The organism is Arenibacter antarcticus (genome assembly GCF_041320605.1).
GTDB classification, from domain to species: domain Bacteria; phylum Bacteroidota; class Bacteroidia; order Flavobacteriales; family Flavobacteriaceae; genus Arenibacter; species Arenibacter antarcticus.
The window spans coordinates 3,304,621-3,316,570 of the sequence record NZ_CP166679.1; the positions used below are offsets into that span (position 1 = coordinate 3,304,621).

At 40.6% G+C, this 11,950-nt stretch carries 6 protein-coding genes; all 6 read right to left on the bottom strand.

The annotated features are described in order from the left end of the window. Positions 1 to 5: 5 nt before the first annotated feature. The gene (locus KCTC52924_RS13695; RefSeq protein ID WP_251806630.1) at positions 6 to 1,478 is read right to left on the bottom strand and encodes a SusD/RagB family nutrient-binding outer membrane lipoprotein; all 1,473 of its coding nucleotides are present in this window, start codon (positions 1,476 to 1,478) and stop codon (positions 6 to 8) included. Between the two features lie 11 nt (positions 1,479 to 1,489). Next, a complete protein-coding gene (locus KCTC52924_RS13700) occupies positions 1,490 to 4,576 on the bottom strand; it encodes a SusC/RagA family TonB-linked outer membrane protein (protein WP_251806631.1) in 3,087 nt (1,028 codons plus the stop codon). 76 nt (positions 4,577 to 4,652) lie between these two features. Then, on the bottom strand, positions 4,653 to 6,161 hold the full coding sequence (locus KCTC52924_RS13705; protein WP_251806632.1) for a parallel beta-helix domain-containing protein: 1,509 nt from the start codon (positions 6,159 to 6,161) through the stop codon (positions 4,653 to 4,655). Positions 6,162 to 6,175: 14 nt separating this feature from the next. Beyond that, positions 6,176 to 7,372 (bottom strand): cytochrome c peroxidase, encoded by a 1,197-nt coding sequence (locus tag KCTC52924_RS13710; RefSeq protein ID WP_251806633.1) that lies wholly within the window; start codon positions 7,370 to 7,372, stop codon positions 6,176 to 6,178. Between the two features lie 227 nt (positions 7,373 to 7,599). Then, the gene (locus tag KCTC52924_RS13715) at positions 7,600 to 8,448 is read right to left on the bottom strand and encodes a LytTR family DNA-binding domain-containing protein (protein ID WP_251806634.1); all 849 of its coding nucleotides are present in this window, start codon (positions 8,446 to 8,448) and stop codon (positions 7,600 to 7,602) included. 166 nt (positions 8,449 to 8,614) lie between these two features. After that, positions 8,615 to 11,587, bottom strand: a complete 2,973-nt coding sequence (locus KCTC52924_RS13720; protein WP_251806635.1) for a DNA polymerase III subunit alpha — start codon at positions 11,585 to 11,587, stop codon at positions 8,615 to 8,617. Positions 11,588 to 11,950 lie beyond the last annotated feature (363 nt).

Genomic DNA, 11,950 nt, shown 5'->3' on the forward strand with positions numbered 1-11,950 from the left:
GTCTCTTAATTTTTATCCCACCAAACTGGTACATCTATTTTATTGCCTCCCTGGTTGTCTATAGCTTGCGTAACATTATCGTTATTGGAACTAAGTTCGAAGGAAGAATATAGAAACCGTTTTGGCATAATACCGTTGGTTACTCCCCTGCTTAAATTGGAGTCTGTTCTTTCTGCGATTATCGGAAATCCAGTTCGACGGATATAGTTCCAAGCTTCAAAAAAGTTGGGGGTAAGAGCAAGCCACATTTGTGTTCCTATTTGTTCTTCACTATTACTTCCTGATAGATTGGCGGTAGGGGTGGAGAGAAAATCAGTAATATCGGCACTTTCCACATCCCATTGCAACATGGAGGTCTCAATACCTTTTCTGAAAAGGATATTGGCCGTTATAGGATCGTTATCGTAAGCTAAGGCAGCTTCAGCTCGCAAGAGCCATACTTCAGCGGCGTTTATTAAATAGAGCTCACTATCTTTGGAGGAGAGGGCAAGTCCCATATCCGATTTGGCAGCGAAATTGGAATTTCCAAAAGCCACATCGCCAAGACCATTGATCATACCGGAATAATTTCCTTGTTGATCTTTACTGACATAAACTGATAATCTGGGATCGTCCGACCCTTGTAATTGATCGATAAGTTTTGTGGACATTTTAATAGATGGGTGTCCTGTACGGTTCCCAAACCACGTATTCCCATTTCCTTCCGTCTCTACTAGTGTTGCATTATGGCTGTTATCTTCCATTAAAGGGTTGGCCAAACATAGGCTTACAGTTTGCTTGGACAGACTATTGTCTGCATACCGTATACGCATTGCTAATCGTAACCGAACGCTATTGGCAAAACGCACCCATTTTTCTAGATCGTTGTTAAAGATGGGGTCCGAATTGGGGTATCCCATTGCGGGATCTGCGTTTTTAAGTAGGTTGATACTGCTCCCTAAACGTTGCATCATATTTTGATATATGGATTGTTGAGTGTCGTATTTGGGCTGTAATATACCTTCAGATTTACCTTTCCCCCCTTCTGTGTATGGAATGTCGCCAAAGGCATCTGTAATTCGGGCATAACCTAAAACAGCTATAACTTCGGCCATGGCATGCCTCACTTCATTTTTGGTTTCTACGGCGGTTGTAATTTCCAATACCTCTTCAATATGCCTAATGGTACCTCCGTACATACCGGTAAACATACTGTTGTAGTTTTCATCAAAGCCATCTCCGTACTGGTCAGGTGGTCTCGCCGTACTGCCCGCTACAAAATAGTGAGCGTATTGGCCTGCAAATCGGGAAACTGATTGATCGGTGGTCCCTTGGAAAAGACTTCTGACCGCTTTGGTGAATAAGGCCGCATCATCTATTTGTGTAACGGCATTGGGATTGTCCCTAAGATCGTCTAAGTGTTTTTCACATGAAAAGAAACCCAATCCTATCATTATGACAACAACTGCTGTTACTATGGTGTTTTGTATGTTTTTCATAATTGTCCGGATTAAAAATTAATTTTTAGATTAAGGCCATAGCTTCTGGTAGAGGGAAGCGAGGAATGTTCAAAGGCAGATCCTGCGGGACCACTGCTATAACTGGATTCCGGGTCAATATCTCCTGAAGCATTATAGAAAAAGAAGAGATTTCTACCTATTGCCGATAAACTGGCCGATTGGATAAAAGTATTGTCCAACATGGAACTAGGAAAGTCGAAGGTGAGTGCCACCTCCCTAAGCTTTACATTACTGGCATCCAATATTTGGTCTGTGGCAATTTCGTTGGTAAAGACATCCGAGAATTGTTTTAACATGGCATTGGCAGGAGCCGTATTGTCAAAACCTGTACTCTCATTTATACCCTCTTCAATAATTCCGGTTTCCCTACCGGCTAAACTGCGTTCATCGGTACCGAAGAACATTCTATAGGCACGTCCGTAGGAGTAAAACTCCCCTCCTTGTTGAATACTGATCAAGGTGCTTAGAGATAGGTTTTTATAGCGTATGTTGGAGGTGATGCCGCCAAACCAATCTGGATTGATATTTCCTAGTTTTACGCGATCCCCTCTTTGGGCATAACCATCATTGGTGATTAATTTACGACCAAAATTATCCCTTAAGAAATCGTTGCCATAAAGGCTCCCAAATTCTTCCCCAGGTCTTGCCTCAACGGAAACGGACCAAAGTGTATTTAGAGTGATACTTTCCAAGCCTTCGTTTAAGGCAATAACTTTGGAATTGCTCTTAGTGAAATTGAACCCTAGATTCCATTCAAAATTATCGGATTCAAACGGAATTGCATTAAATTGTAATTCGTACCCTTTATTCTCAATACTTCCTGCATTAATCACTTTGCTAGAATAGGCAGTGGCACCTGATAAGGGTACTGCCATAATCTGGTCTGTAGTCTCGGTTTCGTAATAGGTGAAATCCAACTGTATTCGATTATTGAAGAACCCGAGTTCAGAGCCTACTTCCCAGGATTTTGAAGTTTCCGGTCTAAGGTCGAACGAAGGGAGACTACCAGGGATAGACCCAACGGTATAGGGTAAGGTAACAGTCTGGTCTACGTTATATACTGCTTGTGTACGATAAGGACTGGTGTCGTTACCTACCTTTGCATAAGAGCCCCTTATCTTGCCCATACTTAGAATATTGTCGTTTATCCCTAAAAGCTTGGAAAATAGAAGACTCATGTTTTCGGAGTGGTACCAATAAGAATTGTTTTCTTGGGGCAGGGTAGAGGAATTATCATTTCTCAAGGTAGCATCGAGATATAAAAATCCGCCGTAACTGATTTGTCCCAATCCGTAATAGGAGTAAATTCCTTTTTCTGAAATACCTTCCGAACTAAATGAATTTTTGTAATTACTGATCTGATAAAAATGGGGAACCTTACTGTCGTTACCCGAAATATTATTGTAGCTACTGTATTCATTTCTATAACTAGCACCCAAACTTGCGGTTATTTTAAAAGCTGAAATATCAGTGGTATAGGTTGCCAATATATCCGAGTTCCAGATATTGCCTTTGCCACTCTGGTGTGAGTAAGATCCAAGTCCGTTGCTTATGGCCTGCGCTCCTCTTGCTCCATAGGAGATATAGTCGTAAACACTATAATCCATACCTGTTTTTCCAGTAATATTAAAATGACTGTTTATGTCCCAGTTGGCAGAAATAAAGCCTTGGAAACGGTCTTTTTCATCCATGTTTTTAACAAATTCCTGGGACCAATATGGGTTGTTGAAGGTATTGTCTAGGTTCCATTTAATTTCCTCACCATCGGCGTTTACTATGTTGTTTCTTACGTCAGAGAGCCTAATGTCCCGTGGCATTAGCGAGAGTTGTAGGGCGGTATTGGCACTGCCTTCAGCCAGTTCGGGCCTATTCTTTATCTGAGAGGTAATATAGGTCATTTTTCCATCTACACTAAACTTATCGGTTAACTTGGTAGATCCTCTTAGGTTTAGTGTTTGTTTGGATATGGTATTGTTGCTGATGATTCCCTGTCCGTCCTCATCGGTGATGGAAATCCTTAAGGAACCCTTCTCGTTCACTCCATCAAAGGACACGGAATTAGCAAGTGAGTATCCGGTAGAATAAAATTCCTTGTAAGGATTTTTATTGGGATTTGGAGTATATACTCCCGGACGGCCCAACCAGTCCGTAAAGGCCTGTCCTTCCATTTTTGGGCCCCAACTCCAAGAAAACGGATAGTCTAATATTGGTCTTCCGTTTCCTGCCATAGGAGCAATGCCACCAAAGGCGCCGGTACCATATTCGTTCTGTAGATCTGGGGTTAAGGCTACATCAGTAAAGGAAAAATTAGAATTAAATGAAATACCTACGCCCTTTTTTTTGACCCCCGATTTGGTGATAATTAGAATAACCCCGTTCATCCCCAAAGAGCCATAGGCCGCTGCCGCACCTGCTCCCTTAAGGACACTGATAGAGGCTACATCGTCTGGATTTATGTCCGATAATGCATCCCCACGGTCTACGCCTCCCCAAGAAGAGCCTCCTCCACCTCCATTGTTGATTGGAATTCCATCTACTACCACCAGTGGCCTGTTAGAGCCATTGATAGTGGTTATACCTCTAAGCAAAACCCTGCTTGAACCATCTACCCCTGTATTGGATTGGGTAATCTGGAGCCCGGAAACCTTTCCCGAAAGTGAGTTCATTACGTTATTTTCCCGGGCGACGTTAATGTCTTCCGCTGCGATTTGGGTAATGGAATAGCCCAAGGATTCCTTATCCCTTTGAATGTTTAGTGCGGTCACCACCACTTCATCCATCTGTTGGGTATTAATGTCTAAGGATACATTGAGCGTATTATTATTTCCGACCACAATCTCTTGGGTGGTATATCCTAAAAAGGAATATACCACTACTGTGTTATCATTAATTTCCTGAAGAGTATAATTGCCATCGAAATCGGAGGTGGTACCTTTATTGGTGCCTTTTACTATTATGGTTACCCCTATTAACGGGATATTAGTATCTTTTTCAAGTACCTGACCAGATATCGATCGTTGCGCTGTTGCAGAAAGGGAAAAACCCATTACAACCAGTAAATAGAATAGTTGGTTCATATAATTTCAGTTTGTTGGTTTAGGTATTGTTGGTGTATTTATGGTATTATTTGAAATGCGATGAATTCGGTCAGACTTATTCCTTCATGGCTAGGATGTATTCTGCTACGGCCATTTTAGCCTCGTCGGATAGGTAGTCCTGTGGTGGCATTTCGGGATAATCTTCCCTTAGATTTTTTGGTTTGGTTATGTAGTCTACAATGCCTTGCGGATTATTGTAGTGTATGGCCTGTATGATCTGGGTAGGGGGGCCAATCAGTCGCGTATCCCATGTATGGCATCCCGCACATACCCCATAGTAGGTGAGTTCTCCAACTTCTTCTTTGGAAACCGATCTTGGTGCTACGGGTGCATCCAACAGAAATGTTGTTAAATCTTTGGTATCGGTGATTTGTGCTGGCCCAAATTTATCCAGACCAAAAGTGCGATATCTATTTTTGTCCCTTATAGTGCTGCCTACTCCACCGCCCATGGCAAGGATATCTGGACCTTTGGTAGATAATTGCGTCAGCATCAAGGCTTTTATTTCCCCGGTGGGATTGTTCCCGTTGTTATGCATAAAGTTGTCTAGGATTACGACACGGTCCGGGTTAGGCTCGGAATTTCGATCATTGGAGGTGCTGCCACCTGTGGCGAGGTCTACTATGGTAATTCCTGCATTGTCATTTCCGCTTATAATATTGTTTTCAATAATAACATCATCGGCAGCCATTACTAAAATTCCCGTTCCTGGGGGTATGCCTGCTACAATGGAGCCAGGAGCACCAAAATTCTCGTGATTGTTGTTAACGATAAAATTATTGCGAATAATTATGTCGAATGCAGTTTTAATGGGTAATCCTGGGGTGACAAAAGCCAAGATACCTCCTGTATTATTATGGGCGTAATTATTTTCCACCAAGGCATGTCTGGAGTTTTCAATTTCTATTCCGGCGACACTGTTAAAAACCTCATTGTGGAGTACATCAATATTATCGCACATTCCCACATAAATTGCAGCGTCTTCTATTCCACTGAGAACATTGTGCTCTATCAATCCATTTTTACCGTATTGAGGAAATATCCCATAAACTCCGGCATCCATGATCCAGTTATTCCTAAGGACAAAATTATTTCCAGCCTGACCCATTATGCCGTTGCCTTTATAATTCATGATTTTAAAGTTTTCTATATGTATCCCATTTCCTGAATATAAAAACGCATCATTTAGTTCTTTTTTCCCATCCAAGGTGGGCCATTCCCCCTTTACGATTACACCTTGCACACTAATATTGTCCTTGTCTATATAAACAGTTTCAAAATAGGTACCTGGGTAAACTTGGATTAAATCCCCTGGTTTTGCGGTTTCTACGGCCTTTTGTATGGATTGCCCCTTTTTTACCAGAATAATCTCTCCAGTAAATTCTTCATTCATTGCGATCTGTGTCGTGTCTTTGGTAAGTCCCACATTTCTGTATTTCATGGTGGTTGGCATGGGGACGGTTTCCACGGGACCACTGGCAAAGAAAGTCTTGCCTATAAATATTCCAACGGCAAGCGTTAGGATCATACCGATTATTTTAAAGAGTGCAGACTTTGTTTTCATTTGTTTGGTTTTAGTTATTTGGAGTTCATTGTTGTTAAGCCAGAGGGCACTACATCCGGGATTTTAGGAATAAAGGATTCGTCTGTCAAGGTTTTTAGAAAATCTACCAACCTATCCAACTCATAATCCGTTAAGTTGGGCTCCCAGATATGCCAATGTAAGATCAAATCTTCGTTTTCGGGAACTGCATGTCCACGTCCATCGGTATAAAACTGTACCGTTTCCCTAAGCGTTGGAAACATGCCCGAGTGCATATAGGGAGCTGTTTTTTCAATATTTCTAAGGCTAGGCACCTTAAAGCCCCCTCTTAAAGTTTTGTCCTTAAACGGAATTTCAGCTCCGGGATCAAAGGGAAGATTATTGGGTTCCGGAGCACCCAATACCGCGATCTGCTGATTGGTAAACAAGGGTGGGGTATGACATTCCGCACATCTCGCCACAAAAGATCGAAATATATTAAGCCCTTCTATTTCCTTTTGGTTTAATGCCTTATGATATCCGTGGGCATATTGATCGTATTTACTGTTTAGGGAAATCAAGGAAGACTGAAAGGCTACAATGGATCGGTAGATTTCATTTAAGGAAATGGAATCCTTTTTATTTCGATCTGGGTAAGCTTCGGCAAATAAAAATTTATAATTATCAATAGAATTCAAGGTGTTTATTAAATTTTCAGGGGTATTTGCCATTTCTTCCTCAGCAAATAAAGGACCCTCCATTTGCTCTTCTAAGGTATTTGCTCGTCCGTCCCAAAAAAAACTTTTTAAATAAGCCACGTTCCATAAAGTGGGAGCGGCGCGATTTAAGCTATAATCATCCATTCCCTTACTGGTGGGTAGGCCATCGCTAAATCCCTTGTTAGGATCGTGGCAAGTAGCGCAGGATATGGTGCCGTTTCCTGAAAGGGCGGGATCAAAGAACAGATATCTTCCCAAGTCTATTTCCTGTGGGGAAAATCCGTCCCTTACCTCGGGCAATGCAGTTTTTAACCCACCTACACCAGGATCGTTGCCTGTGGTATATTGTTTGTATAAATTTTGGGAAATACACTCGTTTTGCTCGTTTAATTTAAACCCAGGGGGACAAGTACTGTTCAATTTTGGAACATCAAAATAGGATGGGGATTCTTCCCCTGAACCCTGAACTAGGGCAATTACCCCAATAAAAAGGCCCAAAATTATAACCTTAAATAGAATGCTGTTTTTACTCACACTACTTAGAATTAATTTGTGATTCGCAACCTTATTATAACCTATTCTGTTTTAGTCCTACAGAGCCATCTTGGACATCTTGCTAAATTTAACTAAGAAATAGGACCTTGACTTATCCAAGATCAGAAGTTATTTTTTGTGGGTTGTGCTTAGTACCAAATTAATGGTAGTTTGCTTTCAACCTATCATATCTTGTTGGTTTTGTGATAGAAAACCCCTATTAGGGACTAATGGGACATTCTTTGGCCTAAGCTTTTCTCGAAAGCTTCCTTGTATCCCGAAGAAACAGGGATTACTTCTTCAGGGCTATTTTGCATATGAAGGGCATACCCTTTTTTGGTCTTTTTTATAGATGAAATATGAATAGCGTTTATCATATAGGATCGGTGGATACGGATAACGTTTGGGTCGTTGATCTTACCTTCTAGTTCCTTAAAGCTCATTCTTATTAATTCTTTGGTGAGCTTTTCGCCTTTTAGATAAAACATTTCCAAATAATTTCCGGCAGATTTTATGTATAATAGTTTGGGGTACTTAATAGCAAGGATAACCTTGTTGTTCTCCCCGCTAATTATTAACAGTTCATTGCCCTTATCCATATTGGATTCTACGGTATTAAACTGGACCTGTCTGTAGGACGATAATTTTTGTTGAATTTGGGTATACCATAAAAACAAGGTATAGGGGACTACAATTACAAAGCCGATTTGTTTGAAAGTAATAAAATATTCTATGATTTTCTCTTGAAAACTAGCTATTGGTGGACTGTAAACAATTTCAAAGACTAATGCGATCATCAGCATTTCCATAAGGCCCCATAGCACTAAACTGTAGATTTTAAATCTTTTGATTTTAAAAAGGGGGCGGAGTATAAAATGGCTTATCAAAAAAACACCCAAGCCTATCAAAATAAATTCCAAATAATAGTTCTTGCCCCATTCATTAATATCATAGGGATCGTAGATCTTGATGAAAATAAAGGAATATAGACTGATAAAGCCAATTAAGAAAAGCTTGTTTCTAGTCGTATCCAAATATGGGATATCTTCAGTTAACAGCTTGGTTATGCGTTTCATTTTATAGTTGGTTGTGCCATTTAGGAGGCCTAATAATCAATTATACGTACTAAGGGGTTTTTGTATCCTTTTATCTATCGAATCTAGTGAAAATAGTTTTGATAGAGGTCCTGAATTAAAAATTTTCCCAAGCTAGAATAAGACATGTCTTACAGTTGGACAGCAGTTATGGTTTTTTGTCAGCATACCGGGGATCTTGTATATAATCTTGTTTTTGCATTTTAGTGACCTCTATACTTAAAAATCCAAATTCGCTTACTACTTTTCCGTAAAACCTATAAATACCTTTTCCGCGAAAAAAGTATTGTGCGGCAATGGGAGGGAACAGTACCGTGTCAAAAACCTCTCCATGTTGATCTACCAAGGTTGCAAAGTTCATCCGGGTACCCTTATGGGTCTTGGTGTTTTTTACGGTCACGAGATACCCATAAATATCTATAAATTTTCCAAGGTAGCCTTGCAGGTCCTTTTTCCCATTCCCATTCTGGGGGACCTCCGCTAACAAATTAAACGGACTACATAGGGGAAACCCTAACAGTTCCAATTGGGTGAAGGCCATTTCCAGATCCGTGGTATATAGGGTGGGAATTTGGAAATTATGCTGATTTGCGGGAAATAGCTTGGGGTGTTCCAGTTTTGTGTTTTTGGAAAGCGACAAATGTGCCTGCCATAGGAGTTCGTGCTTATTTACACCCGTAAATCGGAAAGCATCTATCCGAATCAAAATACTCAATTGATCAATGGAAATTGGGACTCTGTCCATAAAATCTGTCATCGATAAAAAAGCACCCTTGTTCAGTCTTTCTATTAGGATGCGACCTGCAACTTTTTCTTCCAGTTCCCTTAGGTACATCAATCCCAAATACAGCTCTTTTCCGTATATATGGTTGACCATAAAACTGTTGTTGATACAGAGAGAGTGCACGTTTGCGCCAAGCATTCTGGCTTCGTGTATGTAGAATTCTGCACTGTAGAAACCACCTCCATTATTGAGTACCGCTACCATATATTCCAATGGGTAGTAGGCCTTTAGAAATAAGGTTTGATAGCTTTCTACGGCATAGGATGCAGAATGTCCTTTGGCAAAGGCATAACCGGCAAAACTGGCTACTTGGTTCCAGATTTCAAGAATAAGGGTTTCATCAATTCCTTTTTTTCGACAATTGTCCACAAATTTGTCCTTTACCTTTTGAAACTCTTCCCTAGATCGGAATTTACCGCTCATTCCTCGTCTAAGCACATCCGCCTCTCCCAGTGTTAGATCGGCAAAGTAATGGGCTACTTTTATCACATCTTCTTGGTATACCATGACCCCATAGGTTTCTGGCATAATGGACAACATAACGGGGTGTGCATTTTTCGTGGCCCGTTCCGGATCCCTATGTCGTAAAATATATTCGCGCATCATCCCACTTTTGGCTACTCCAGGACGTATTATAGAACTTGCTGCCACCAAGCCTAAATAGGTATCTACCTCCAATTTTTTTAATAGCATCCGCATGGCGGGGGATTCTATATAAAAACAGCCCATACACTGTGCACTTTTTAGGATAGAATTTATTTGAGGATCTGTTTTAAATTTTCCAATATCGTGAATGTCTAAGGTCCTGATTTCCTTGGGTTGGTTATAGGCGATAATCTCTAAGGTCTCTGCAATTTTTGCCAATCCCCGTTGGGAAAGGATATCAAACTTAAATAGCCCTACATCTTCGGCAATTACCATATCGAACTGCGTAGTGGGATAGCCTTTTGGGGGTAGGTGGGTAGCTGAGAAGTATTCGATAGATTTTTCAGTAATAAGAATACCACCTGCATGAATGCTGAGATAATTGGGCATTCCTTTTATAAATTGACTGTATTTAAGCACTAATTTGGAAATATCGTCCAATTGGGAAACTTGATAATCCTTATTACACAGCACATCTATCTCCTCTTTGGGGAGTCCAAACACTTTTCCCAGTTCCCGTACAGCTCCTTTCTCCTGAAAGGTAACATAAGTGCCTAAGAGGGAAACATGGGGAAAACGATCAAAGATATACTGGGTCATCGCTTCTCTATCTTTCCATGAAAAATCGATATCAAAGTCGGGTGGATTTACCCGATAAAGATTAATAAACCGTTCAAAATACAGGTCCAGTTCAATGGGGTCAACATCAGTAATTCGGAGAAGATAGGCTACTATACTATTGGCTCCGCTACCACGTCCTACATAAAAAAATCCTTGTTTTCGGGCATGGGAAACAATATCCCAATTGATAAGGAAATAGGAGACAAACCCCATTTTTTTTATGAGATCCATTTCTTTCTGGAGTCGTTCCAATATTACCGTATCGGTTTTTAGGTACCTATATGGCAGGCCTTCTTCACATAGTTTTTCTAATAGCGCTTCGTCTTCAGCGGTATTTCCCAAATAGGTTTTTAAGTTTTGGGGCTTTCGGTTTTCAGAGAAGTCGAAGAATACGGAGCAGGAATTCATGATACGCTCTGTATTTTCCAGGATAAAGGTATATTCCGAAAAAGCTGAGGTCAATTCCTGTAAGGGAATCATCTTTTCCTCGGGATCAGATTCCTCGGTTTTCGGCAATTTGCTCAACAATACATTGTTATCTATGGCGCGCAGTAAACGGTGCGCATTAAAGTCGCGCTTGTTACGGAAAGTAACAGCTTGCTGTACTACTAACTTATCTTTGAGTTCTACAAGCTTGGTAAAGGGCAGTCGTCTAAGAGCTGCAATAGAAATACCGATATACTCATGCTCCAAAAAAGTGTGTTGCTCATTGAGTAGTACTTTTTGAAAAGGATAAATTATATAGGCCTCTTTAAAAGGCGGGGCTATTGGCGGAATTTCCTTTTCTTCGTGAAGATGTTGGGAGAGGAAACAGTTCAATTCACGGTACCCCTCGTTATTTTTGGCTAGGGCTACAAAGCATTCATCCACTCCATTCCTGAAATCTATTCCCAAAATGGGCTTAATATTAACTTCCTGAGCCTTCCTCACAAAATTTAGGCAGCCCGAGGTGTTGTTGATATCGGTTAGTGCCAGTTGCGTCACCTGCATATCTTGCGCCAATTCCAAAAGATCCGTTTCGGAAATAGTTCCAAAACGCAGGCTGTAGTAGGTATGGCAGTTTAGATACATTAGGGATTTGCTTCAGGTTTTAGACCCAAAGTTAAAGGATTGATTCTTTATGTGGGAGATTTTGTTGGATCACTGCCACATATTGGGCAATGTTCAATGAGGGTGTTGGTGCTTTTTGATATCGTTGGTTCGAGTCCTTCTCGACAAAATCCTTCTTCTGTCGGATCACTAAATGACGGGGTAGGTATTAATGTATCACTTCTTTAATGTGAAAATGTAGCAATAGAGTTAATTTGGGGAATTGTAAATTAGCTAATTTGGAAATGTGAACTTCTCTTACTAGAGTTGATAGTTATCATTAGTTGGCGAAAGCAAAAAATCTCCCTATTATCATCTAACTCTTTTCTCAACGTTCTGATTATC

Coding starts and splice junctions, on each gene's coding strand:
- KCTC52924_RS13695 (WP_251806630.1), bottom strand. CDS start 1,478: ATGAAAAACATACAAAACACCATAGTAACAGCAGTTGTTGTCATAATG.
- KCTC52924_RS13700 (WP_251806631.1), bottom strand. CDS start 4,576: ATGAACCAACTATTCTATTTACTGGTTGTAATGGGTTTTTCCCTTTCT.
- KCTC52924_RS13705 (WP_251806632.1), bottom strand. CDS start 6,161: ATGAAAACAAAGTCTGCACTCTTTAAAATAATCGGTATGATCCTAACG.
- KCTC52924_RS13715 (WP_251806634.1), bottom strand. CDS start 8,448: ATGAAACGCATAACCAAGCTGTTAACTGAAGATATCCCATATTTGGAT.
- KCTC52924_RS13720 (WP_251806635.1), bottom strand. CDS start 11,587: ATGTATCTAAACTGCCATACCTACTACAGCCTGCGTTTTGGAACTATT.